The sequence below is a fragment of the Alcaligenes sp. YSL9 genome (assembly GCF_030515105.1).
GTDB lineage: Bacteria > Pseudomonadota > Gammaproteobacteria > Burkholderiales > Burkholderiaceae_B > Alcaligenes > Alcaligenes phenolicus.
On sequence record NZ_JALXJU010000003.1, the window covers coordinates 1 to 23,006 of the forward strand.

At 55.2% G+C, this 23,006-nt stretch carries 26 protein-coding genes; all 26 read left to right on the forward strand.

Annotated elements, in window-relative coordinates; all coding sequences use genetic code 11:
- Positions 1–4,901 (forward strand): Ig-like domain-containing protein (locus tag M2Q46_RS12680; RefSeq protein WP_302357374.1); only part of this gene is annotated, 4,901 nt, incomplete at its 5' end.
- Between the two features lie 426 nt (positions 4,902–5,327).
- A complete protein-coding gene (locus M2Q46_RS12685; RefSeq protein WP_035269590.1) occupies positions 5,328–5,960 on the forward strand; it encodes a transglutaminase-like cysteine peptidase in 633 nt (210 codons plus the stop codon).
- A gap of 101 nt (positions 5,961–6,061) precedes the next feature.
- Complete coding sequence (locus tag M2Q46_RS12690; protein ID WP_257112714.1) at positions 6,062–8,002, forward strand: LapD/MoxY N-terminal periplasmic domain-containing protein; 1,941 nt, start codon at positions 6,062–6,064, stop codon at positions 8,000–8,002.
- Positions 8,003–8,280: 278 nt separating this feature from the next.
- The gene (gene rplN, locus M2Q46_RS12695; RefSeq protein ID WP_003805375.1) at positions 8,281–8,649 is read left to right on the forward strand and encodes a 50S ribosomal protein L14; all 369 of its coding nucleotides are present in this window, start codon (positions 8,281–8,283) and stop codon (positions 8,647–8,649) included.
- 13 nt (positions 8,650–8,662) lie between these two features.
- Positions 8,663–8,983 carry a 50S ribosomal protein L24 gene (gene rplX, locus M2Q46_RS12700; protein WP_003805373.1) on the forward strand — a complete coding sequence of 107 codons (321 nt, stop codon included), beginning with the start codon at positions 8,663–8,665 and terminating at the stop codon, positions 8,981–8,983.
- Between the two features lie 12 nt (positions 8,984–8,995).
- The gene (gene rplE, locus M2Q46_RS12705) at positions 8,996–9,535 is read left to right on the forward strand and encodes a 50S ribosomal protein L5 (protein WP_009459981.1); all 540 of its coding nucleotides are present in this window, start codon (positions 8,996–8,998) and stop codon (positions 9,533–9,535) included.
- Between the two features lie 10 nt (positions 9,536–9,545).
- Positions 9,546–9,851, forward strand: a complete 306-nt coding sequence (rpsN, locus tag M2Q46_RS12710) for a 30S ribosomal protein S14 (RefSeq protein ID WP_003805371.1) — start codon at positions 9,546–9,548, stop codon at positions 9,849–9,851.
- 11 nt (positions 9,852–9,862) lie between these two features.
- Entirely contained in the window at positions 9,863–10,258 is a 396-nt protein-coding gene (rpsH, locus tag M2Q46_RS12715; RefSeq protein WP_009459979.1) for a 30S ribosomal protein S8, read from the forward strand.
- A 12-nt stretch (positions 10,259–10,270) separates the two neighbouring features.
- On the forward strand, positions 10,271–10,804 hold the full coding sequence (gene rplF, locus M2Q46_RS12720) for a 50S ribosomal protein L6 (protein ID WP_009459978.1): 534 nt from the start codon (positions 10,271–10,273) through the stop codon (positions 10,802–10,804).
- A 21-nt stretch (positions 10,805–10,825) separates the two neighbouring features.
- Positions 10,826–11,179 (forward strand): 50S ribosomal protein L18, encoded by a 354-nt coding sequence (gene rplR, locus M2Q46_RS12725; protein WP_009459977.1) that lies wholly within the window; start codon positions 10,826–10,828, stop codon positions 11,177–11,179.
- Between the two features lie 12 nt (positions 11,180–11,191).
- Positions 11,192–11,713, forward strand: a complete 522-nt coding sequence (rpsE, locus tag M2Q46_RS12730; protein ID WP_003805367.1) for a 30S ribosomal protein S5 — start codon at positions 11,192–11,194, stop codon at positions 11,711–11,713.
- Positions 11,714–11,716: 3 nt separating this feature from the next.
- Entirely contained in the window at positions 11,717–11,902 is a 186-nt protein-coding gene (rpmD, locus tag M2Q46_RS12735; protein ID WP_003805366.1) for a 50S ribosomal protein L30, read from the forward strand.
- Positions 11,903–11,913: 11 nt separating this feature from the next.
- Positions 11,914–12,354 carry a 50S ribosomal protein L15 gene (rplO, locus tag M2Q46_RS12740; RefSeq protein ID WP_022983333.1) on the forward strand — a complete coding sequence of 147 codons (441 nt, stop codon included), beginning with the start codon at positions 11,914–11,916 and terminating at the stop codon, positions 12,352–12,354.
- 12 nt (positions 12,355–12,366) lie between these two features.
- Positions 12,367–13,692 (forward strand): preprotein translocase subunit SecY, encoded by a 1,326-nt coding sequence (gene secY / locus M2Q46_RS12745; RefSeq protein ID WP_003805363.1) that lies wholly within the window; start codon positions 12,367–12,369, stop codon positions 13,690–13,692.
- A 9-nt stretch (positions 13,693–13,701) separates the two neighbouring features.
- On the forward strand, positions 13,702–13,920 hold the full coding sequence (gene infA / locus M2Q46_RS12750) for a translation initiation factor IF-1 (protein ID WP_003805361.1): 219 nt from the start codon (positions 13,702–13,704) through the stop codon (positions 13,918–13,920).
- 32 nt (positions 13,921–13,952) lie between these two features.
- Positions 13,953–14,066, forward strand: a complete 114-nt coding sequence (gene rpmJ, locus M2Q46_RS12755; RefSeq protein ID WP_003805360.1) for a 50S ribosomal protein L36 — start codon at positions 13,953–13,955, stop codon at positions 14,064–14,066.
- Between the two features lie 36 nt (positions 14,067–14,102).
- Positions 14,103–14,468 (forward strand): 30S ribosomal protein S13, encoded by a 366-nt coding sequence (rpsM, locus tag M2Q46_RS12760; protein WP_003805346.1) that lies wholly within the window; start codon positions 14,103–14,105, stop codon positions 14,466–14,468.
- A 14-nt stretch (positions 14,469–14,482) separates the two neighbouring features.
- Positions 14,483–14,881, forward strand: a complete 399-nt coding sequence (rpsK, locus tag M2Q46_RS12765; RefSeq protein WP_003805343.1) for a 30S ribosomal protein S11 — start codon at positions 14,483–14,485, stop codon at positions 14,879–14,881.
- Between the two features lie 11 nt (positions 14,882–14,892).
- Complete coding sequence (gene rpsD, locus M2Q46_RS12770; RefSeq protein ID WP_009459976.1) at positions 14,893–15,516, forward strand: 30S ribosomal protein S4; 624 nt, start codon at positions 14,893–14,895, stop codon at positions 15,514–15,516.
- Positions 15,517–15,669: 153 nt separating this feature from the next.
- Positions 15,670–16,653, forward strand: a complete 984-nt coding sequence (gene rpoA / locus M2Q46_RS12775; protein ID WP_003805337.1) for a DNA-directed RNA polymerase subunit alpha — start codon at positions 15,670–15,672, stop codon at positions 16,651–16,653.
- Between the two features lie 202 nt (positions 16,654–16,855).
- Positions 16,856–17,242, forward strand: a complete 387-nt coding sequence (gene rplQ / locus M2Q46_RS12780; RefSeq protein ID WP_003805334.1) for a 50S ribosomal protein L17 — start codon at positions 16,856–16,858, stop codon at positions 17,240–17,242.
- A 498-nt stretch (positions 17,243–17,740) separates the two neighbouring features.
- A complete protein-coding gene (locus M2Q46_RS12785; RefSeq protein ID WP_035269604.1) occupies positions 17,741–18,826 on the forward strand; it encodes an LLM class flavin-dependent oxidoreductase in 1,086 nt (361 codons plus the stop codon).
- 123 nt (positions 18,827–18,949) lie between these two features.
- Positions 18,950–19,495 (forward strand): flavin reductase family protein, encoded by a 546-nt coding sequence (locus tag M2Q46_RS12790; protein ID WP_009459970.1) that lies wholly within the window; start codon positions 18,950–18,952, stop codon positions 19,493–19,495.
- A gap of 123 nt (positions 19,496–19,618) precedes the next feature.
- The gene (locus M2Q46_RS12795; RefSeq protein ID WP_009459968.1) at positions 19,619–20,593 is read left to right on the forward strand and encodes an AraC family transcriptional regulator; all 975 of its coding nucleotides are present in this window, start codon (positions 19,619–19,621) and stop codon (positions 20,591–20,593) included.
- A gap of 46 nt (positions 20,594–20,639) precedes the next feature.
- Positions 20,640–21,026, forward strand: a complete 387-nt coding sequence (cutA, locus tag M2Q46_RS12800) for a divalent-cation tolerance protein CutA (protein ID WP_009459966.1) — start codon at positions 20,640–20,642, stop codon at positions 21,024–21,026.
- Positions 21,027–21,063: 37 nt separating this feature from the next.
- Entirely contained in the window at positions 21,064–22,989 is a 1,926-nt protein-coding gene (gene dsbD / locus M2Q46_RS12805; RefSeq protein ID WP_302357385.1) for a protein-disulfide reductase DsbD, read from the forward strand.
- The last annotated feature ends 17 nt before the right edge of the window (positions 22,990–23,006 follow it).

The following is a 23,006-nucleotide window of genomic DNA, read 5'->3' on the forward strand; positions in this document are numbered from 1 at the left end:
TTCCTGGCTCTGAGCTGGCCCAGGATTCGAACGTACATGCCAAGGTCGAGACCGAAGATGCTGCGGGTAACCCTGCGAGCGCTGAAGCTGACCGCGGCTACGGCGTCGACACCGATCTGCCCGAAGCTTCGATCACCATCGACACCATTGCCGGTGATGACGTAATCAACAAGGCTGAATCGGAAGGGGATGTCACTGTTACCGGTACTGTGGGTAAAGACGTCAAGGCCGGTGACACCGTCACTGTGACCGTGAACGGCAAGGACTACACGACCACCGTGAACGCTGACGGCAAGACCTGGAACGTGGATGTTCCTGGTTCCGAGTTGGCTGCTGATTCGAACGTACATGCCAAGGTTGAGACTGAAGATGCTGCGGGCAACCCAGCCAGTGCTGAAGCTGACCGTGGCTACGGTGTCGATACCGACCTGCCCGAAGCTTCGATCACGATCGACACCATTGCTGGCGATGACGTGATCAACAAGGCCGAGTCCGAGTCCGACGTGACCATCACCGGTACCGTGGGTAAAGACGTCAAGGCTGGTGATACCGTCACTGTGACCGTGAACGGCAAGGACTACACGACCACCGTTAACGCTGATGGCAAGACCTGGAACGTGGATGTTCCTGGTACCGAACTGGCCCAGGACAGCAATGTTCACGCCAAGGTGGAAACGGAAGACGCTGCGGGTAACCCTGCGAGCGCTGAAGCTGACCGCGGCTACGGCGTCGACACCGATCTGCCCGAAGCTTCGATCACCATCGACACCATTGCCGGTGACGACGTAATCAACAAGGCTGAATCGGAAGGGGATGTCACTGTTACCGGTACTGTGGGTAAAGACGTCAAGGCCGGTGACACCGTCACTGTGACCGTGAACGGCAAGGACTACACGACCACCGTGAACGCTGATGGCAAGACCTGGAGCGTGGACGTTCCTGGCTCTGAGCTGGCCCAGGATTCGAACGTACACGCCAAGGTCGAGACTGAAGACGCTGCGGGCAACCCCGCTTCGGCTGAAGCCGACCGCGGCTACGGTGTCGATACCGACCTGCCCGAAGCTTCGATCACGATCGACACCATTGCCGGTGACGACGTGATCAACAAGGCTGAGTCCGAGTCTGACGTGACCATCACTGGTACCGTGGGTAAAGACGTCAAGGCTGGTGACACCGTCACTGTGACCGTGAACGGCAAGGACTACACGACCACCGTTAACGCCGATGGCAAGACCTGGAACGTGGACGTTCCTGGCTCTGAGCTGGCCCAGGATTCGAACGTACACGCCAAGGTCGAGACTGAAGACGCCGCCGGTAACCCCGCTTCGGCTGAAGCCGACCGCGGCTACGGTGTCGATACCGACCTGCCAGAAGCTTCGATTACCATCGACACCATTGCGGGTGACGATGTGATCAACAAGGCTGAGTCCGAGTCCACCATCACCATCACTGGTAAGGTTGGTCAGGACGTCAAGGCTGGCGACACTGTCACTGTGACGGTTAACGGCAAGGACTACACCACGACGGTTAACGCCGATGGTAAGACCTGGAACGTGGATGTTCCTGGTACCGAACTGGCTCAGGACAGCAATGTTCACGCCAAGGTCGAGACCGAAGACGCTGCAGGTAACCCTGCTTCGGCTGAAGCTGACCGTGGCTACGGTGTGGATACCGACCTGCCTGAAGCTTCGATCACCATCGACACCATTGCTGGCGACGACGTGATCAACAAGGCCGAGTCCGAGTCTGACGTGACCATCACTGGTACGGTTGGCAAGGATGTGAAGGCCGGTGACACGGTGACTGTGACCGTGAACGGTAAGGACTACACGACCACCGTTAATGCCGATGGCAAGACCTGGAACGTGGACGTTCCTGGCTCTGAGCTGGCCCAGGATTCGAACGTACACGCCAAGGTCGAGACTGAAGACGCTGCGGGCAACCCCGCTTCGGCTGAAGCCGACCGCGGCTACGGTGTCGATACCGACCTGCCCGAAGCTTCGATCACGATCGACACCATTGCCGGTGACGACGTGATCAACAAGGCTGAGTCCGAGTCTGACGTGACCATCACTGGTACCGTGGGTAAAGACGTCAAGGCTGGTGACACCGTCACTGTGACCGTGAACGGCAAGGACTACACGACCACCGTTAACGCCGATGGCAAGACCTGGAACGTGGACGTTCCTGGCTCTGAGCTGGCCCAGGATTCGAACGTACACGCCAAGGTCGAGACTGAAGACGCCGCCGGTAACCCCGCTTCGGCTGAAGCCGACCGCGGCTACGGTGTCGATACCGACCTGCCAGAAGCTTCGATTACCATCGACACCATTGCGGGTGACGATGTGATCAACAAGGCTGAGTCCGAGTCCACCATCACCATCACTGGTAAGGTTGGTCAGGACGTCAAGGCTGGCGACAAGGTCACTGTGACCGTGAACGGCAAGGATTACACCACCACGGTTAATACCGATGGCAAGACCTGGAACGTGAATGTTCCTGGCTCCGAGCTGGCTCTGGATGACAACGTCCACGCCAAGGTCGAGACCAAGGACGACGCCGGTAACAGCGCTAGGGCTGAAGCTGACCGCGACTACGGTGTGCAGACCACATTGCCTGAAGCCGAGATCACGTTGGACCCGATCGCCGGTGACGGCGTGCTGGATCACAATGAGGCTGGTGACGGCAAGGGTACGATTGATGTGACCGGTACGGTTGGCAAGGATGTACAGCCCGGCGATACCGTGACTCTGACTATCGGTGGCAAGGAATACACCGGTACTGTTGGCAATGATCTGACCTTCAAGATCCCAGTACCTGTACAGGATCTGTTGAAGAACGACACGGTTGACGCCAAAGTGACGACGACAGACTCGGCTGGCAACAGTGCGTCTGCCAACGACTCCGGCCCATACACGCTGGATGTGGATCAACTGATTGTTGATGGTAACGGTGGTGGCAATCCGAATGGTGGCGTGGGCGACGACGTCATTATTGGTGACCGCGGCGGTGTGCAAGAAAACATTGTTCACGGCCAGAGCTACAACATTGCCATCCTGGTTGACCGTTCCAACAGCATGAAGGAAGCCTCTGGTACGGACAATATGAACCGTATGCAGTTGCTCAAGGCTGCGCTGACGACCTTGGCTGAAAGCTTGGCCAACCACGAAGGCGGCACGGTGAACTTGAGCATTATTGGCTTTGGTACCAGGGCTGATACGCCTATGGTCTTCAAGGACCTGACTCATGCCGATTTGATCAATCTGCTCAATTCGATTGATACCTTGAACGGCTACAACTCCAGCTGGAACTCCAGCGTGGGTGGTACCAACTACGAAGCAGCCTTCAAGGCCGCTGAAGCATGGTTCAAGACTGGCGATGCACCTGCAGTCGACAAGTACGGCAACGCTTATGAAAACGTTACTTACTTCCTGACTGACGGTAACCCAACCCAGTACGGTACTGGCCAAGGTGCTGGTAGCGGTTACGACGCTACGGCTGATTCGCGTGGTAAGGCAGCCTACGACAGCCTGGTTACCTCTTCGGGTAGCAAGGTTTACGCCGTGGGTATTGGTAACGACGTCAGCGTGGATGTCCTGCGCAAATACGACAACACGGGTACTGAGGTTGTTGACGTTGTTCGTGGCACCAAGGACGTGACTGACTTTGAAAACGGCCGTCATGACGGTTGGAACAAGGTCGGCGGTAACGGCACAGTTGGAGTCAAGAACCAGGGTAGCACTTGGTATCCGGATAACCGATTGGAAATTACGGATACCTACAGCCGCAATGGCGATACCGCGACTACCGTTCGTGGCCCAGGTATGACCGTTGCTGCGGGCAGCTATGGCAAGTTGAGCTTCCACTATGCTGAAAGCGGCCGTAACAGTGCCGACGTCTTCAAGTGGCAACTGCAGAAGTACAACGAGAAGACAGGTAACTGGGAAGTTGTGCAGGAAGGTGGTCGTCCAGGTAGCTCCGGCACCATCACGACCAAGCCCGTGGGCGAAGGCCAATACCGCTTCGAGTTCCTGGTGGACGATCGTTCCAGCAGCAGTAACTACAAGGTCTACATTGATGACGTAACGCTGTTGTCCTCCGGCAATCCTCAAGATTGGACTGAGGTTAACAAGGTCGATATCGTCAACACCAAGGAAGACCTGGATGCAGCCTTGAAGGGTGGTTCGGTAACGAACGATCCAGCCCCCGTTGGTAATGACCACATCATCGGTGGTGACGGCAACGACATCATCTTTGGTGACACGATCAATACCGATGGCGATGTGTTGCCATGGCATGAAGTGGGTGGTCGTCCAGACAACCTGCCTGACGGCTCGGGCTTGAAGGCGCTGGAAGTGTTCTTGCAAATGAAGAACGGCGGTACTCCAGCAACAGGTAATGATCTGTACGAGTACATCAAGGAAAACCACGCTGACTTCAATGTTGACGGTGACAAGCGCGGTGGTAACGACATCCTTGATGGTGGTGCTGGTAACGACATCCTGTACGGCCAAGGTGGCAACGATATCCTGATCGGCGGTGCTGGCGACGACATCATGTTCGGCGGCGAGGGTGATGACACCTTCGTATGGAACAAGGGTGATGAAGGTACCAGCAGCAAACCGGCTGTGGATTACGTGATGGACTTTGGTGATTCGGGTACCGACACCTTGGATATCACTGATTTGCTGTCGGGCCACGACGTCAACGACGGTAATCTGAGCCAGTACCTGACGGTAGGCAGCTCGGATAACGGCAAGATGGAAATCGGTATCAGCTCTCAAGGTAATGGCCAGATCGATCAGAAGATCATTCTGGACAACATCGACTTTGACGCAGAGAAGGCAGCCCAGATCGCCAACTCGCTGAAAGACGGTACTTTGAAGTCTTCTGATTTCTAAGCTGTTCACCGGATAGGCACTATCTGCGGGTAGTGCCCAAGCCCCACAAGCCTTTTTGGGTTTGTGGGGTTTTTTTATGTCTGCAGCTTGTCGTCAGCGCCAATAGTGGGTGTTTGGCATTTGTGACTATGATCCTTGATGTGGCTGCAGGAAAGAGGGTGCATGCAGCAGAACGGCTGGCCAGGCTGAGCTGGTAGGCGTTGGCTCTGCGGTTTTGTAGACCAGCTGTTTCTTTTTGCTGGGGTGATTCGAGACCGTTTAACAGCCTGCTCTATATATAGAGGGTTCAGACGCTTTGTCGATTGCCAAGCGTTCACTAAATAGGCAAGCTATAACGCCGTTATAAGGGTTTGCTTATTTGGGATTGACGTGCTCTTGTCTCTTGCCTGGCTACGCCTTTTTCTTCGATCTAGGATTGCGCTGTTTGTGCTGGTCGCACTGCTGGTTGTGGTGTGGCTGCCCTTGTCGGCGCCTGCCTTGCAGTTCGAGGTCAGCAAGATTCGCCAGACCGCCGTTTCCCGCTTTGGCGCCCGTGCCGGGACTGCCGTGGATCGGTGGATGGCCAATCTGGAGTCCGCCCGTGGTTTAAGTGAGCGTCGTCAGCTGGATGCCGTCAATGATTTTTGGAATATGAATGTGATGGCTGGCGAGGACATTCATATTTGGGGCCAGCTGGACTATTGGGCCACGCCCATCGAGACTTTGGGCAAAGCGGCGGGTGACTGTGAGGACTTTGTTATCGGCAAGTATTTTTCCTTGTTGCACCTGGGTGTGCCCAATGAAAAACTGCGATTGATTTACGTGCGGGCTCAAGTAGGTGGGCAAAGCATTGCGCACATGGTTCTGGGCTACTATCCCACGCCCCAGGCCGAGCCTTTGCTGCTGGATAATTTAAGTGGCTCGATTCGCCCCGCCAGCCAGCGTCCTGATTTGACCCCTGTGTTCAGCTTCAATTCGCAAGGGGTGTATGTGGGTAATGCCCAGAAAGGTTCGGTGGACAGTATCAGCCGGTGGCGTGGTTTGCTGGAAAAAATGCGTAAGGAAGGTTTTGTTCCTTGATGATGTGCCGGTCCTTGGGCTAGAGCACCAAATGGAAACAGACTTCAGGACACCCTTGTCGGGTGGGCTAGACCAGAATTTATGGAATATACGGAAGCGCTATGTCTTTACTTAAACAGCTCCTGCTAAGTGTCTCGTGCGCGATTCTTGCTATCTTGATTGGCACGCTGTGGTTCAGCGTCGATTCGGCAAGGCAGTATTTGAGCAGTCAGTTGCAGGCTCAGGGTGAGTCGGCTGCGACTTCGCTGGCCTTGACCTTGTCCCAGCCCAGCAACCAGGACCCGGTGACGCAGGAGCTTTTGATTGCCGCCTTGTACGATACCGGGCAGTTTGAGCGTATCCGCTTTATTGACACCTCCGATACGGTCCTGGTGGAGCGTAGTGCTCAGCAAGAAACACAGATCAGCGGATCTTCGCCCGCGTGGTTCGCCAACTCTTTGCCGATTGATGTACCCGTGGCCTCGGCCCATGTCAGTAATGGCTGGAATCAGATTGGTACGATCGAAGTAAAACCTGCTGACGAGTACGCCCGCGCCAGTTTGTGGAAAAGTTTTGTGCGCGTCACTTTGTTGGTGCTGGGCGCCGGGGTTGCCTGGGGTGTGTTTGTATTGATGGTCATGGCCTGGTTGCGCCGGGCTTTGCGCGAACACGTCCAGTTCGAGCTGCAACAGATGGATCAAAGCGAGTCTGTACCCAGCCGCAAGAAAGTGCGCACGATCCCCGAGCTGGAAGCCGTCACACATACCTTAAGCACGGTGCAAAAACGTATTCGTGTTAGCAGCCAGGAGCAAAATGCCCGAATCGAGCAGTTACAGCTGGAGTTGAACTGCGATCCGGTCACGGGCCTGGCCAATCGCAAGTACTTCGTGAATATGTTCCGTCAGGTGCTGCAACAGGAAGAGGGCGGCCATGTGCTGTTATTCCGTCAGCGGGACTTGCTGCCATTGAATACCTCCCTGTCTCGTGACGCGGTGGATGCCTGGCTGAAGCTGGTGACTCAGCGTTGTACGGAGCTATTGCAGAAAAATGGCATGGACGCGGGCAATCTGGCGCGCTTGAATGGTTCTGATTTTATTGTGCTGCTCAAGGGCCAGACGGGTCCTCAAGTGATGGGCTTTGCCCAGGAACTGCGTACTGCCTTGCAGGAATTGCGCCAGCCTCTACCCGATGGCAGTTTGTGCCGCTGGTCCATGGCGATGACGAACTATGAAGGTCAGGACTCGCTCAGCGCCGTGATGACGCGTTTGGACAATGCCTTGATGCGCGCCGAAGGGGCAGGGCATCAGGAAGTGGAATACCGTCCGTCTGAAGGGATTCACTCCGAGGCGAGCTCTTCCATTGGTGAGCAGGAATGGCATTCACGTATTGAGCGTGGTCTGGAGCAAGGCCGGATTGAATTGAGTGTGAAGCCGGGCGTTGAAGTCTGGGGGCAAGCGGGCCAGATTCACGATGCAACCCTGAATTTGTTGCCCGAGCAACCGGGACAGGCCAGTTTGCCTGCCTATTTGTTCATTCCGGTGGCGGTGCGTCTGGGTCTGTCGTGGCAGTGTGACTTGCGTACGATGGAGCTGGCAAGCGACTGGTTAGCCGATAACGAGGGCAGTTTGAGTGTCCGTGTCTCCTGGGCATCGGTGATCAAGCCTGGATTTGCAGATCAGGTGGCAGAGGTTCTGGCCAAGGCCGGTGACAAGGCCCGGCGTCTGATTATCGAACTGGATGCTTATTGCCTGAGTGAGCACGATGTGGAAACGGTCGCTTTCGTGGATAAATTGCGGCCCTTGGGTGTGCAATTTGGTCTGCGTCGTGTTCTGGAGCAGCCCGAATCGATTCTGTGGTTGCACATGATGGCACTCAAATATATTGTCCTGGACGATGAGCGCGCCCAGACGCTGCAGGCCGAGGTGGGTGGCCGACATTTGCTGACAGCGTTCCTGCAGAGCCTGCAGGAATTGGGGATAGGTTTGCGCCGGGTAACCCGAGGCAGCAATAGTGCCCAGCTGGACGAGTTGTTGCGTGAAAACGCCGTCGTGCCAAGGCCTTAGCAAATAAATCCTTGTTTTTCTGGGGCTTATTTGCTAGTATATGTGGCTTACCTCTTTATTTTGACCGGAGAGGCTTAGTCGCCTATCCGGATTGAAGTTGGTAATACAACGTTTTGTCTCTCGCAAGATTTCAACCTAGGGTTCGGCTTGCCGGACCAGATCGAGATCGGGTTTACGGTATCGAACTGGCTGGATCCGAATCTGACGGGACCAAAACTGGTTGTGTGACCCAGTCATTTTGACTGGATCGTTGCAATTAAGTTGGAACAGGAAAAATCATGATTCAAATGCAGACCACGCTGGACGTGGCCGACAACACAGGTGCGCGTTCCGTAATGTGCATCAAGGTGCTGGGCGGCTCGAAGCGCCGTTATGCCGCAATTGGTGACATCATCAAAGTTACCGTTAAAGAAGCGGCCCCGCGCGGACGCGTCAAAAAAGGCGAAATCTACAACGCTGTAGTGGTTCGTACCGCTAAGGGCGTGCGCCGTAAAGACGGTTCGCTGATTCGTTTCGGTGGCAATGCCGCCGTATTGCTCAATGCCAAGCTGGAACCCATCGGCACCCGTATCTTCGGACCCGTTACGCGTGAACTGCGTACCGAGAAGTTCATGAAGATCGTGTCCTTGGCTCCCGAAGTGCTGTAAGGAGCGCGAAAAAATGCAAAAAATTCGTAAAGGCGACGAAGTTATTGTGCTGACCGGCCGTGATAAAAAACGCCGTGGCACAGTACTGCAACGCGTCGATGCAGACCACGTCATCGTGGAAGGCATCAACGTAGTCAAAAAACACGTTAAAGCCAATCCTATGGCTGGCACGCAGGGTGGTATCGTCGACAAGACCATGCCTATCCACATCTCGAACGTTGCACTGTTCAACCCGGAAACCGGCAAGGGCGACCGCGTTGGTATCCAGGTGATCGACGGTCAGAAGACGCGTGTTTATCGTTCCAGCGGCAAAGCCGTTGGCGCCAAGGCTTAAGGGGCGGATAACATGGCACGTTTACAAGAGTTCTACCGCGAAAAAGTGGTTGCCGATCTGCAAAAGCAGTTCGAGTACAAGAGCATTATGGAAGTACCCCGCATCACCAAGATCACTCTGAACATGGGTGTCTCGGAAGCGGTTGCTGACAAGAAGATTATCGAGAACGCGGTATCGGACATGACCAAAATTGCTGGTCAGAAGCCCGTTATCACGAAAACCCGCAAAGCTATTGCCGGTTTTAAGATTCGCGAAGATTACCCGATCGGTTGTATGGTGACCCTGCGCGGTCAACGCATGTACGAATTCCTGGATCGTCTGGTCGCTGTGGCTCTGCCACGCGTTCGTGACTTCCGTGGTGTGTCGGGTCGTGCGTTTGACGGCCGTGGCAACTACAACATGGGGGTTAAAGAGCAAATCATTTTCCCCGAAATCGAGTACGACAAAATCGACGCAGTGCGTGGTCTGAACATCAGCATCACTACTTCTGCCAAGACGGACGAAGAGGCCAAGGCGCTGCTTAGCGCGTTCAGCTTCCCGTTCCGCAACTAAGGGGCGCAACGTGGCTAAACTTTCCCTCATCAATCGCGACATCAAGCGCGCCAAGCTGGCTGAGAAATTCGCCGCCAAGCGTGCAGCACTGAAAGCGATCATTGACGACCAGTCCAAGTCTGACGAAGAGCGCTACGAGGCTCGTTTGCAGTTGCAACAATTGCCACGCAACGCGAACCCGACCCGTCAACGCAACCGCTGCGTTATCACCGGTCGCCCTCGTGGTGTTTTCAAGAAATTCGGTTTGACTCGCCATAAAGTGCGCGAAATGGCAATGCGCGGCGAGATCCCCGGTATGACCAAGGCCAGCTGGTAGGAGAAATACACATGAGCATGAGCGATCCAATCGCCGATATGTTGACCCGCGTGCGTAACGCGCAAATGGTCAACAAGACATCGGTCAGCATGCCCTCCTCGAAGCTGAAAGCAGCTATTGCTGCTGTGCTGAAAGACGAAGGCTACATCGAAGATTTCCGTATCGTTGGCGAAAAAGCCAAGCCAGAACTGGAAGTCACCCTGAAATACTATGCCGGCCAGCCAGTCATCGAGCGCATCGACCGCGTTTCGCGTCCTGGACTGCGCATCTACAAAGGCAGCACACACATCCCTCAAGTCATGAACGGCTTGGGTGTTGCTATCGTGTCCACGTCTCGCGGCGTGATGACCGATCGCAAAGCACGTGCAGCTGGCGTCGGTGGCGAAGTGCTGTGCTACGTGGCATAAGGAGAACATCATATGTCACGTATCGCTAAGTATCCCGTTTCCCTGCCTAAAGGCGTAGAAACGACCATTGCCGCTGATCAGATCACGGTCAAAGGCCCTCTGGGCACTTTGGTTCAAACTCTGACTGGCGACGTCACTATTGAACTTCAAGACGGTCAGCTGTCTTTTGTGCCTGCGAACGAAACTCGTCACGCAAACGCAATGTCCGGCACCGTGCGCCAACTGGTCAACAACATGGTTGTTGGCGTGAGCGCCGGTTTCGAACGCAAGCTGAGTCTGGTTGGCGTGGGTTTCCGTGCCTCCGTCCAGGGTAATGCCTTGAAGTTGCAACTGGGTTTCTCGCACGACATCGTGCACGACCTGCCTGAAGGCATCAAAGCCGAGTGCCCAACTCCGACGGAAGTCGTGATCAAGGGCTCGAACAAGCAGGTGGTTGGTCAGGTTGCCGCAGAAATTCGTGGCTATCGTCCACCAGAGCCTTACAAAGGCAAAGGTGTACGTTACGTCGGCGAACGCGTCATCCTCAAGGAAACCAAGAAGAAATAAGCCCGCAGGCAAGGACGAATCATGGACAAGAAACAATCCCGTATGCGTCGTGCAGTGGCTACTCGCCGCAAGATCGCCGAGCTGCGCGTACACCGCCTGTCGGTGCATCGCACGAATACGCATATTTACGCGAGCATCATCTCGCCCGAAGGCGACCGCGTTCTGGTCAGTGCTTCCACTGTCGAGACCGAAGTTCGCAAAGAATTGGCCGTTGGCAGCAACGTAGCGGCAGCCAGCCTGGTTGGCAAGCGCGTCGCCGAAAAGGCGAAGGCTGCGGGCATCGAGACGGTTGCTTTTGACCGCTCGGGCTTCCGTTACCATGGCCGCGTGAAAGCGCTGGCCGAGGCCGCGCGTGAAGCCGGCTTGAAATTCTAAAGGAATTATCAAATGGCTAAAGCACAAGGCAGACAGGCTCCAGAGCAAGAGCGCGATGACGGCCTGAAAGAAAAGATGATTGCGGTCAACCGCGTCAGCAAAGTCGTTAAAGGTGGTCGCACCATGAGCTTTGCTTCGCTGGCCGTGGTCGGTGATGGCGATGGTCGCATCGGCATGGGTAAGGGCAAGGCCCGCGAAGTACCCGTTGCTGTTCAGAAGGCAATGGAACAGGCCCGTCGTGGTCTGATCAAAGTGCCTCTGAAGAACGGCACTTTGCATCACACCGTAGTTGGTAAGCACGGTGCAGCCACCGTTCTGATCTCTCCCGCAGCTGAAGGTACTGGCGTTATCGCCGGTGGCCCAATGCGCGCTATCTTCGAAGTGATGGGCGTGCGCAACGTCGTAGCCAAGAGCCTGGGTTCCAGCAACCCATACAACATGGTTCGCGCTACATTGAACGGTTTGCGTGCTTGCTCGACACCTGCTGACATTGCTGCCAAGCGCGGCAAGACAGTTGAAGAAATTCTGGGGTAAGTCATGGCACAGAAACAAATCAAAGTTACGTTGGTGCGTTCGGTCATCGGCACAAAGCAAAGCCATCGCGACACCGTTCGCGGCCTGGGTCTGCGCCGAGTCAACACCAGCCGTGTATTGGTTGATACTCCTGAGGTTCGTGGGATGATCCGCAAGGTGGATTATCTGGTTACGGTCTCGGAAGCCTGAAAGGAATCGGGATGTCTGAATTGCAATTGAACAATCTCAAGCCCGCCGCTGGCGCCAAACACGCAGCACGTCGTGTTGGTCGCGGTGTCGGTTCCGGCTTGGGCAAAACCGGCGGACGTGGTCATAAAGGCCAGAAATCCCGCTCGGGTGGTTTTCATAAAGTCGGTTTCGAAGGCGGTCAAATGCCTTTGCAACGTCGTTTGCCCAAGCGTGGTTTCACCACCCTGGACGACCACCTGTACGCAGAAGTACGTCTGTCCGAACTGCAAAAAATGGATGCCGAAGTTATCGACGTCCAGGCACTGAAGCAGGCTGGCGTGGTTGGCCAAATGGTGCGTTACGCTAAAGTCATCAAGTCCGGTGAACTTTCCCGTAAAGTTGCGCTGAAAGGCATTAATGCAACGGCCGGCGCTCGCGCCGCGATCGAAGCAGCCGGCGGCTCGCTGGAATAAAAAGGGGTCACGGTGGCAAAAGCTCAGGCACAGAGTAAGTCGGGTCCGCGCTACGGCGATTTGAAACGTCGTCTCGTTTTCCTGTTGCTCGCCCTGATTGTCTACCGCTTGGGTACGCACATTCCGGTACCAGGCATCAATCCTGATGCCTTGTCCGAACTGTTTACTCAAAACCAGAGTGGTATTCTGGGTTTGTTTAATATGTTCTCCGGTGGTGCTTTAGAGCGATTCTCAGTGTTCGCACTGGGAATCATGCCCTACATCTCTGCGTCCATCATCATGCAATTGATGACCGCTGTGGTGCCCACGCTGGAAGCAATCAAGAAAGAGGGTGAGTCGGGTCGTCGCAAGATCACGCAATACACCCGTTACGGAACGGTCTTTTTGGCTTTGTTCCAGGGAGTTGGGATTTCCATCGCTCTAGAATCGCAGCCCGGTCTGGTTATCGACCCAGGGATGCTGTTTCGCTTCACGACAGTGGTAACACTGGTCACTGGCACCATGTTCGTCATGTGGCTGGGTGAACAAATCACTGAACGTGGATTGGGTAATGGTATTTCCATCCTGATCTTCGCCGGTATCGTAGCGGGTCTGCCTAATGCTTTGGGCGGTATGCTTGATCTGGTGCGTACGGATTCCATGTCGATTCTATCGGCACTGTTTATCCTCGTTTTAGTAGCCGCCGTCACGTACTTCGTCGTCTTTGTCGAGCGTGGTCAGCGTCGTATCACGGTCAACTACGCCAAACGGCAAGTAGGTAACCGTATCTATGGTGGTCAAAGCTCGCATTTGCCGCTGAAACTGAACATGGCTGGCGTGATCCCTCCGATCTTCGCTTCGTCCATCATTCTGTTGCCAGCGACAATTGCTAATTGGTTCTCCAGCACACCCGGTCTGGGTTGGTTGCGTGAAATCGAGGCTGCTTTGTCGCCGCGTCAGCCGCTTTACATTACTTTGTTCTCCGCGCTGATCATTTTGTTCTGCTTTTTCTACACGGCCCTGGTGTTCAACAGCCGCGAAACTGCAGACAACCTGAAAAAGAGTGGAGCCTTCGTACCAGGGATTCGTCCCGGTGATCAGACAGCGCGTTATATCGACAAGATTTTGATGCGTCTGACTTTGGCCGGTGCGATCTACATTACCTTGGTGTGTTTGGTACCAGAGTTCTTGCAAATGCGCTGGAATGTACCGTTCTATTTTGGCGGCACATCCTTGCTGATTATTGTTGTAGTAACCATGGACTTCATGGCGCAGGCCCAGGCCTATGTCATGTCACAACAATACGACTCGCTGCTCAAGAAGGCTAACTTCAAAGGCTCGAGCTTGCCGATGCGGTAATTCACGAAAATGGCAAAGGACGACGTCATTCAAATGCAGGGACAGGTTCTTGAGAACCTTCCCAACGCAACTTTTCGCGTCAAGCTGGAAAATGGTCACGTAGTGCTCGGATACATTTCAGGCAAAATGCGTATGCACTATATCCGGATTCTGCCGGGCGATAAGGTCACTGTGGAGCTCACGCCCTATGATCTATCCCGAGCACGAATTGTGTTCCGCTCCAAATAAGCGGCCGGTTACAGGAAACTAGGAGTCAAACCATGAAGGTAATGGCATCAGTAAAGCGGATCTGCCGCAACTGCAAAATCATTAAACGTCATGGCGTGGTGCGTGTCATCTGCACCGATCCACGTCATAAGCAGCGTCAAGGCTAAGTTGCCGAAACGCAACCGATTTAACAAGGAATAACCATGGCCCGTATTGCCGGCATTAACATCCCGCCGCATCAACACGCCGAAATCGGTCTTACCGCGATTTTCGGCATCGGTCGCACCCGCGCTCGCAAGATTTGCGAAGCATCGGGTATTGAATACTCCAAGAAGGTCAAAGATCTGACCGACGCGGAACTCGAGCGCATTCGCGAACAGATCGGCCTGTTCACCGTAGAAGGTGACCTGCGTCGTGAAGTTCAGCTCTCGATCAAGCGTTTGGCTGACTTGGGAACTTACCGTGGCATGCGTCATCGTCGCGGTCTGCCAGTGCGCGGCCAACGTACACGCACTAACGCTCGCACCCGTAAAGGTCCGCGTCGCGCCGCCGCGTCCCTGAAGAAATAATCGAGGAATAGAAGATGGCCAAAGCTTCTAGCAGCGCTTCACGCGCACGCAAGAAAGTCAAAAAAAGCGTGTCGGACGGGATTGCTCACGTCCACGCTTCTTTTAACAACACGATCATCACCATTACTGACCGTCAGGGCAACGCATTGTCCTGGGCTACGTCGGGTGGCGCGGGCTTTAAAGGCTCTCGTAAATCCACGCCGTTTGCCGCGCAGGTTGCCGCTGAAACAGCCGGCCGTACTGCCATGGAATACGGTATTAAAAATCTTGAAGTTCGCATCAAGGGCCCCGGTCCAGGCCGTGAATCGTCTGTGCGTGCTCTGAATGCTCTGGGTATCAAGATCACCAGCATTGCAGACATCACACCGGTTCCGCATAACGGCTGCCGTCCGCCCAAGCGTCGTCGCATCTAAGGGGAAGCGAAGTGGCTCGTTATATTGGACCAAAATGCAAGCTCTCGCGTCGCGAGGGTACCGATCTGTTTTTGAAGAGCGCCCGTCGCTCGCTGGATTCCAAGTGCAAACTGGAATCGCGTCCTGGTCAGCACGGCCGCACCTCCGGTGCTCGTACGTCTGACTTCGGTCTGCAGCTGCGCGAAAAGCAAAAGCTCAAGCGTATGTACGGCGTGCTGGAAAAGCAGTTCCGCAAGTACTACGTTGAAGCTGACCGCCGTCGTGGCAACACCGGTGAAACGCTGATTCAATTGCTGGAATCGCGTCTGGACAACGTGGTTTACCGCATGGGCTTTGGCTCTACACGTGCAGAAGCACGTCAGCTGGTGAACCACCGTGCAATCGAAGTCAACGGTCACACCGCTGACATCGCTTCCATGCTGATCAAGGCTGGTGACGTTGTTTCCGTGCGCGAAAAAGCTAAATCCCAAGGCCGTATCAAGGAATCCCTGGATCTGGCTACGGGCATTGGCTTGCCTCAGTGGGTAGAAGTTGACACCGCCAAGCTGTCCGGCGTGTTCAAGCAAGCTCCTGATCGCGCTGATGTCGCTCAAGACATCAACGAATCGCTGGTTGTTGAGTTGTACTCGCGTTAATTTTGTACGCGAAGACCTCTTACGCAATGCAGTAATCGCAGGCCCACTTCCCGATTTTCGGCAAGTGGGCTTTGCGATACTATCCCGCTGGCTTTGCCAGTTTCCGTCAGCCTTATCGGTGTAACGAGCCGAGGGTATTGAAAAGGAAATCGAATGTCTCAAGGTTTTTTGAAACCCCGTTCCATTGAAGTTGAACCGATCAGCAAAAATCACGCCAAGGTGATCATGGAGCCTTTCGAGCGCGGCTACGGCCACACTCTGGGCAACGCACTGCGTCGTATCTTGCTGTCCTCCATGACCGGCTATGCACCCACTGAAGTGCAGATTACCGGTGTGGTGCACGAGTACTCCACGCTGCCAGGCGTGGGCGAGGACGTGGTTGATATCTTGATGAACCTGAAGGGCGTGGTCTTCAAGCTGCACAGCCGTGAAGAAGTTACCCTGATCCTGCGCAAGGAAGGCGCCGGCCAAGTTCTGGCCAGCGACATCGAATTGCCGCACGACGTTGAAATCATCAACCCCAATCATGTGATTGCCACCTTGACCGACGACGGCAAGCTGGAAATGCAAATCAAGGTTGAGCAAGGCCGTGGCTACGTTCCTGGTAACGTGCGCGCCCTGGCTGATGATCGCACCCACACGATCGGTCGTATCGTGCTGGACGCCTCCTACAGCCCAGTGCGTCGTGTTAGCTACGCGGTCGAAAACGCCCGTGTGGAACAGCGTACTGACCTGGACAAGCTGGTTCTGGACATCGAAACCAACGGCGTGATCTCGCCCGAGGAAGCCGTGCGCCAGTCCGCTCGCATCCTGATGGATCAAATCTCTGTGTTTGCTGCTCTGGAAGGTGTGGGCGATGCCTACGAAGCTCCAGTGCGTGGCGCTCCACAGATCGATCCTGTGTTGCTGCGTCCTGTCGACGATCTGGAACTGACGGTTCGTTCCGCAAACTGCCTGAAAGCCGAAAATATCTACTACATCGGCGATCTGATCCAGCGTACCGAAAACGAACTGTTGAAGACTCCAAACCTGGGTCGCAAGTCCTTGAACGAAATCAAGGAAGTGTTGGCTGCACGTGGTCTGACTTTGGGCATGAAGCTCGAAAACTGGCCACCACTGGGTCTTGAGCGTCCATAAGTAGTAAGCAAGACAGACGTACTTAGACGCCGCTTACACTTTTTCTGGTGTTGTACACCTGCAAAAAGTGTAGGTGGCGGCTGAAAATGTGCTATTGTTTTGCGCTGTCCATCTGGTCCGCAGCTTAGCTGATAGAAGAACCGGATTTACGCATGTCGCATAAGCGGCGTGCCAATTAGATTCATTATTTAGGAAAATCATCATGCGTCACCGTCACGGTCTACGTAAACTGAATCGTACCAGCAGCCACCGTTTGGCCATGTTCCGCAACATGTCCGTGTCCCTGCTGACTCACGAAGCCATCAAAACCACCCTGCCTAAAGCTAAAGAGCTGCGCCGCGTGGTTGAGCCTCTGATCACTTTGGCTAAAAACCCAACCTTGGCAAACCGTCGTTTGGCTTTCGCCCGTCTGCGCGACCGCGATGCAGTGACCAAGCTGTTTGAAGTTTTCGGCCCACGTTACCAAGAGCGTAACGGCGGCTACACCCGCATCCTGAAAATGGGTTTCCGTCAGGGTGACAACGCTCCTATGGCATTCATGGAGCTGGTGGATCGTCCAGAAGTTCAGGAAGAAGCCGCTGCTGAATAAGCGCCGCTTGTTTCTACAGTAGTATTGAAAACGGACTCTCAGGAGTCCGTTTTTTTATTGGCGGCGTATGGTCTCTTGTTCATCATGGGCTGGGCATTTTTGGGAAGGTCTTAACCTTGTTGCTGCTGTTGCTGCTGGCCTTGTTTCCCACTTTCGTTTCGCTTTTGCCCCAGGCTTAGTGCCAAGCCTACCCCTCATATAAGTCCAAGCGTGGGCTTGAGCCAGAGCGTGGACTCCGTTTCAGTACAGTGTGAAGGTGTAAAGCAGGGTGCTTTGACTATTGAAAAAAGTTCTGAAAACACGACAAGCCGCTGTTATATAAGGGTTTTTGCTAGGTTTGGTGGCCTGTAGAGCTTTAAAGTTCAAATAATTGCAGGCAATTGATAAAACCGGCAGTGATCCGATAGTGGGCCGTAAAGCCAATCCCTAAAATCTGCGCTATGTCAGCTTCGCCATGGTGGTGAGCTGTAAAGAACAACGATTTTCAGGAGACTGGCGATGGCACAGAATACATTGCTCACACACGATAAGTTTCTGCTGGGAACCTTTGCTACCAACTGCGGTGGTGGCATGACGGTATCGACCTTGCCCGATCGCTGGCAGGCTACGTGGGAAAACAATCTGAAGTTGGGCAAGCTGCTGGACGATGCTGGCATCGACTTCATGCTGCCTATCGCCCGTTGGATTGGCTACGGTGGCGAAACCGATTTCCACGGCTATGTACTGGAAACTGTCACCTGGGCGACGGCCTTGCTGGCCAATACTCGCAATATCAGCGTGTTCGCCACTGTGCACACCGTTGCGAACCACCCCGTTGTGATCGCCAAGCAGATCGCCACCATGGCTCAGATGAGCGGCAACCGTGTCGGTCTGAATATTGTGGCTGGCTGGAACAAGCCCGAGTACGACGCTTTGGGTGTGAAGTTGCCTGATGATCACGAAACCCGCTATGGCTATGCACAAGAGTGGTTCGATCTGATCAAGAAGATCTGGCACCACGACGGTCGCTTCGATTGGGATGGCAAGTACTTTCAGGCCAAAGGCGTCTACGGCAACCCCCGCCCTGAATTTGATCCACCTATCTTTAACGCGGCTGGTTCCGGTCAGGGCCGTGAGTTTGCCAGCCGCAACGCGAACTTCCTGTTCACGCCTGCCATGGAGTTGGAGCGCTCCAGAAAGGAAGTGGCTGAACTCAAGGCACAAGGCCAAGCGCAAGGCCGCAAGGTTGATGTGATGACCTTCTCGCACGTGGTTTGCCGTCCGACGCAAGCCGAGGCCAAGGCCGAGTGGGAACGCATCATGGCCAATATCGACAATGGTGCGGTGGATAACCTGATGAATTTGCAGTTTGCCCACGCCCATTCCTTCCCGCACGAGCTGCTGGAGCAGATTCGCGAGCGTATGGCCGCGGGCCATGGTGGCTTCCCGCTGGTGGGTACGCCCGAGCAAGTGGCTGACGGTTTGTGTGCGTTGCACGAAGCCGGTTTCCGGGGAACAACCTTGTCCTTTGTGGACTATGTAAAGGAATTCCCTTATTTCCGTGATACTGTGCTGCCTTTGTTGCAGCAGCGTGGCATTCGCTAAGAGCGATTTTCTGGCTATCGGGCAGGCTTGGGTTTGCTCTGGGGGATAGCCAGTTCACGTACGCCACGCAGGCAGCACCGTCCTGATGACTGTGCTGCCCATAAGATTAAAAAAGGGTGAATCATGCCTGTGGAATTGGCTTCCTTGCCGACAGACCAAGCGCTGCACGCGCCTGGAGTTTCTGCCGAGCAGTTCAAACTTGCTATGCGCCATCTGGGTGGCACGGCCAATGTGATTACGGTCGAACACCAGGGCCAGCGTAGCGGCCTGACGGCAACGTCGGTCACCTCGGTAGCCGCAGATCCGGCAGAGGTACTGGTCTGTGTGAATCAAAGCTCCTCGTCCTGGCCTTTAATGCGTGACAGTGGCCTGTTCGGTGTGAATATTCTGGGTGTCGAGCAGGCAGGCATGGCTTTGCAGTTTGCCGGTTTCAAAGGCGAGCAAGGCGATGCGCGTTATGCCGGACATGATTGGCTGCGTACCGAGCACGGTATCTGGTTGGCACGACAAGCTCCTGCCGCTTTGGCCTGCCAGATCGTGGAAGTAATTGAACGTCATAGCCATGCTTTGGTATTGGGCCGTGTCTTGCAGGTGCACCATGCCGAGCAGGCACAGGATTCGCCTTTGCTGTATTGGCAGGGACGTTTTGGCCGTTTTCAGGGCCAGTAAATCGTCGGGATCGCTGTCTCTGTCTTGGCACCTTAGCCGGGCCTAGGGATAGTCTCGATGTTGCAGTGCGAGAGGCTGTGCCACACTGAGGCACAGCTTTTTTTATCGCTTGTTGCGACGCTCATGACCACCATACTGAATCGCTATGCCCAGCTGCATTCGCAGGATGTGGACTGCGTTCAGCACTATATCTCCCAGGTTTTCTGCCCGCATAGTCTGACCCTGGCGGATACTCGTCAGCGTCTGAATGCACGCTTGTATCTACGCCAAGGCCAGGATGTGGCCTATGGTCGTTTGCGCTATGGCGCGCAGGTGCAGATTCAGCCCCAGCCACTGGACGACTTCTATCTCTTGCAAATTCCTCTGTCGGGACAAGAGCAGATTCATACGGCGCACGGACGTTTCGCGTCTACCTCTCGCCTGGCTTCCATCATCAGCCCGACTCAAGACTTCAGCATGGAACATAGTCTGGAGGCCGATAAGCTGTTTGTGCGTATTGGACGCCAAGGGCTGGAGCGCCACTATCAGGAGTATTTTGCGCAGCCTGTACGCGGCCCCTTGGAGTTTCAGCCTTCCATTCCTTTGGATGCGCCTGGCGGAGCCAGTTTGCGCCGCTTGCTGGATTGGCAGTTTGCCGAAGTGTCGGACGGTACTTTGTTTGATCAGCCCCGTCAGGTACGCCAATTCGAGCAGACCCTGATTTATGCCTTGTTCGAGCTGCACCAGCACAATCAGCCCGCCCATAAGACCGCGGCAGCCTTGCCGCATGTTTTGCGACGTGCCCTGGATTTCATGGAAAGTCAGACCGGCCAGCCCATCACGATTGGCGATATAGCCCAAGCGGCAGGTGTTAGTGTGCGCAGTCTGTATGCGGGGTTCCGGGAACATTTGGGTGTCGCACCGATGGCGCGTCTAAAGCAGATGCGTTTGGAAGCGGCCCGCCGATATTTGCAGGAAGGTGGCATGTCAGTCACCGAAGTGGCCCTGGCCTGTGGCTTTGCCCACCTGGGACAGTTCTCTGCTGACTATCGACATCGCTATGGCGAGCGCCCCTCTGAAACATTAAGCGGCCTGACTCGACCTCGGTCCAGCATCTAAGCGCCGGCATCCGGCGCTACACTAAGGGCTTGATTAGGAGCCCTGCATGTCCTCTGAGAATTCCTCCAGTTCCAAACCCAAACTGGCCTTGACCTTGCCCGATCTGGATGCACAGCAATTGGTGCTGGTGCAGACGACGGTGCCCGATATGATGCTGGCCAAGTACCTGGCTCATCACCTGGTTGAAGATGGAATTGCCGCTTGTGCGAACCTTGCGCCCGCCAGTTTGTCTATGTACATGTGGCAAGGGGAGTTACAGGGTGATGAGGAAATCACGCTGACTTTCAAAACCACAGTGGCCCGGCTACCGGAACTGGCAGATCGCTTGCGAGAGCAGCATCCTTACGAGCTGCCCGAATTGATTGTGCTTCCGGTTGTTGGTGGTTTCACCGCTTATCTGGATTGGGTCCGCACCCAGACGCGTCCAGCGTGATCTTAGATAGCCCAGCCTAAAAAACCGGAATAGATTTGTGCCTTTGTCTTTGAAGCGTTCCCCGTTTTCTGCCCAGCGTCTTGGCGCGTGGTTTGCTGTTTTCTTTGTCCTGATGCTGGCCTGGCTGGCAACGCCATTGACGGCGCAGGCAGAAGAAGAGTTTCTGGACCCGGAACAGGCTTTTGTACTGACCGCGGCCATGAGCCAGCCCGATCAGCTGGATATCCATTTCCAGATTGCGCCTGAATACTATATGTATCGCAAGCGCTTCGGGATCTCGACCGAGAAGGCCGAGCATTTGGGTACTCCCCAGCTTCCCGATGGCGAAAAGGTGTACGACCCTACCTTTGACGAAGTCATGGAGGTCTACCGCAACTCGGTCACCCTGCGAGTGCCTGTTCTGGCCGATAGCGGTACGGGCCAGGATCTGAAAATTGATGTGGTCAGCCAGGGTTGTGCCGATGCTGGCCTGTGCTATTCCCCCTCTACGCAAACCTTGACCCTGATCCCCACCGGACAGGGCTGGGAAGTGGCAGGCCCCTTTGGTGTGGTGTCGGTGCCTGCGCCGGGTGAAGGCTCGGATCAGAAAGCAGACACCGCAGCCACGACGTCTACGGCTACATCTGCCAGCACAGGTGGTGTCGCGTCGGCCTTGAGCCTGAGTGATGTGGGCTTGGCGGATTATCTCAAGCAAGCAGGTTGGGGGCAGATTGTGCTGCTGAGCTTTGTGTTCGGCTTGCTGCTGTCCTTTACACCCTGCGTCTTGCCGATGGTGCCGATTCTGCTGTCCATCATTGCGGGCCGTAATCAGCCTGCGCCATCGCGCTGGCATGGTTTGAAAATGGCTTTTGCCTTTGTGCTGGGCTTGTCTCTGGTCTACACCTTGCTGGGTGTGGCGGCAGGTTTGCTGGGCGCAGGCTTGGCAAGCTGGTTGCAGAATCCGTGGGTTTTGGGCTTGTTCGCCCTGATCCTGGTGGTGCTGGCCTTGTCCATGCTGGATGTGTTTACGGTTCAGGCCCCGGCAGCGCTGCAAAATCGCCTGAATGAAACCATGAACCGTTTGCCGGGCGGGCAGATGGGTGGTGTGTTCCTGATGGGCATGCTGTCTGCGCTGATCGTCGGCCCTTGTGTAGCAGCGCCTTTGGCGGGTGTGCTGCTGTTTATCTCGCAGACGGGTGATGTGGTCCTGGGCGGCTCGGCTCTGTTCGCCTTGGCCTGGGGGTCGGGCGTGTTGCTGCTGATTGTGGGCGCGGGTTCTGGCAGTGTGTTGCCCAAGGCCGGTGCCTGGATGGAAAGTGTCAAAACCGCATTTGGTGTCTTGCTGTTGGCTACGGCCTGGTGGATGGTCTCGCCCTTGATGTCCGGCACGATCGCGGTCTTTGGCTGGGTCGTTTTGGCTTTGTGGGCCGCGGCCTTGTTGGGTGCATTTGGGCGCGGTACGGCAGCGCGCACACCTTGGTCGGGTTTGCGTCAGGGCGTAGGCATGATGCTGGCGGTCTGGGCCATCATGATGATGATCAGTATTGCCCTGGGTCGTCCTAGCGTGATTCGTCCACTGGAAGGGCTGAAATCGTCCGGTACGGTGGCAGCCGCTCAAAGCAAAGTGGAGTTTCAGCGCGTACTCACCTTGCAGGAGCTGGAAGAACGGCTGGCCAAGACCACCCGACCCGTCATGCTGGATTTCTATGCAGACTGGTGTGTGTCCTGCATTGAAATGGAGAATTTCACGTTCAGTGATCCTGCGGTTGCACAGCGTATGGCACAGTTTGATTTGCTGCAGGTGGATGTGACAGCCAACACTCCCGAGGACAGGGAGTTGCTGAAACATTTCCGCCTGTTTGGCCCTCCCGGCATCATGTTTTTCGATTCCAAGGGAAAACAGCTGGAACAATTGCGCGTGATCGGTTTTCAGGATGCCAGTCGCTTTTCCAAGGTGCTGGATGAGGTTCTGGCCGGTGCCTGAAGTTCCTGATTTGCCCC

What these genes read in the sequence shown, in the direction of transcription:
- M2Q46_RS12690 (WP_257112714.1), top strand. Translation starts at nt 6,062, where the DNA reads ATGTCTTTACTTAAACAGCTCCTGCTAAGTGTCTCGTGCGCGATTCTT.
- rplN (WP_003805375.1), top strand. Translation starts at nt 8,281, where the DNA reads ATGATTCAAATGCAGACCACGCTGGACGTGGCCGACAACACAGGTGCG.
- rplX (WP_003805373.1), top strand. Translation starts at nt 8,663, where the DNA reads ATGCAAAAAATTCGTAAAGGCGACGAAGTTATTGTGCTGACCGGCCGT.
- rplE (WP_009459981.1), top strand. Translation starts at nt 8,996, where the DNA reads ATGGCACGTTTACAAGAGTTCTACCGCGAAAAAGTGGTTGCCGATCTG.
- rpsH (WP_009459979.1), top strand. Translation starts at nt 9,863, where the DNA reads ATGAGCATGAGCGATCCAATCGCCGATATGTTGACCCGCGTGCGTAAC.
- rplF (WP_009459978.1), top strand. Translation starts at nt 10,271, where the DNA reads ATGTCACGTATCGCTAAGTATCCCGTTTCCCTGCCTAAAGGCGTAGAA.
- rplR (WP_009459977.1), top strand. Translation starts at nt 10,826, where the DNA reads ATGGACAAGAAACAATCCCGTATGCGTCGTGCAGTGGCTACTCGCCGC.
- rpsE (WP_003805367.1), top strand. Translation starts at nt 11,192, where the DNA reads ATGGCTAAAGCACAAGGCAGACAGGCTCCAGAGCAAGAGCGCGATGAC.
- rpmD (WP_003805366.1), top strand. Translation starts at nt 11,717, where the DNA reads ATGGCACAGAAACAAATCAAAGTTACGTTGGTGCGTTCGGTCATCGGC.
- rplO (WP_022983333.1), top strand. Translation starts at nt 11,914, where the DNA reads ATGTCTGAATTGCAATTGAACAATCTCAAGCCCGCCGCTGGCGCCAAA.
- infA (WP_003805361.1), top strand. Translation starts at nt 13,702, where the DNA reads ATGGCAAAGGACGACGTCATTCAAATGCAGGGACAGGTTCTTGAGAAC.
- rpmJ (WP_003805360.1), top strand. Translation starts at nt 13,953, where the DNA reads ATGAAGGTAATGGCATCAGTAAAGCGGATCTGCCGCAACTGCAAAATC.
- rpsM (WP_003805346.1), top strand. Translation starts at nt 14,103, where the DNA reads ATGGCCCGTATTGCCGGCATTAACATCCCGCCGCATCAACACGCCGAA.
- rpsK (WP_003805343.1), top strand. Translation starts at nt 14,483, where the DNA reads ATGGCCAAAGCTTCTAGCAGCGCTTCACGCGCACGCAAGAAAGTCAAA.
- rpoA (WP_003805337.1), top strand. Translation starts at nt 15,670, where the DNA reads ATGTCTCAAGGTTTTTTGAAACCCCGTTCCATTGAAGTTGAACCGATC.
- rplQ (WP_003805334.1), top strand. Translation starts at nt 16,856, where the DNA reads ATGCGTCACCGTCACGGTCTACGTAAACTGAATCGTACCAGCAGCCAC.
- M2Q46_RS12785 (WP_035269604.1), top strand. Translation starts at nt 17,741, where the DNA reads ATGGCACAGAATACATTGCTCACACACGATAAGTTTCTGCTGGGAACC.
- M2Q46_RS12790 (WP_009459970.1), top strand. Translation starts at nt 18,950, where the DNA reads ATGCCTGTGGAATTGGCTTCCTTGCCGACAGACCAAGCGCTGCACGCG.
- M2Q46_RS12795 (WP_009459968.1), top strand. Translation starts at nt 19,619, where the DNA reads ATGACCACCATACTGAATCGCTATGCCCAGCTGCATTCGCAGGATGTG.
- cutA (WP_009459966.1), top strand. Translation starts at nt 20,640, where the DNA reads ATGTCCTCTGAGAATTCCTCCAGTTCCAAACCCAAACTGGCCTTGACC.